Genomic DNA, 246 nt, shown 5'->3' with positions numbered 1-246 from the left:
AGCGAGAATAGGGGAAGAATATGGGAAAAGCATTAAGGATATTAAAAAAACCAAGTGAAAGCGGAAGTTTTGTTAATTCTTTTCAGATTTTCACTAAAATTTTTGAGAATGTTTATGAAGGTATTATGCTAACGGATGCTGATAAAAATATAATTGTAGTGAATCCAGCGTTTGAAATTGTAACCGGATATAAATTTGAAGAAGTGGTTGGGAAAAATCCTACCATTTTACAATCCGGCGTTCATG

1 protein-coding gene is annotated in these 246 nt (G+C 32.5%); it reads left to right on the top strand.

Translation table 11 applies throughout. From position 1 onward, the window contains the following. Positions 1 to 20 precede the first annotated feature (20 nt). Positions 21 to 246 (top strand): PAS domain S-box protein (locus SB749_RS20420; RefSeq protein WP_410711918.1); only part of this gene is annotated, 226 nt, incomplete at its 3' end.

It is taken from the genome of Brevibacterium sp. SIMBA_078 (genome assembly GCF_046534565.1).
GTDB lineage: Bacteria > Actinomycetota > Actinomycetes > Actinomycetales > Brevibacteriaceae > Brevibacterium.
Note: the sequence above shows the minus strand (reverse complement) of the source record. Positions and strands in the feature narration are given on the sequence as shown.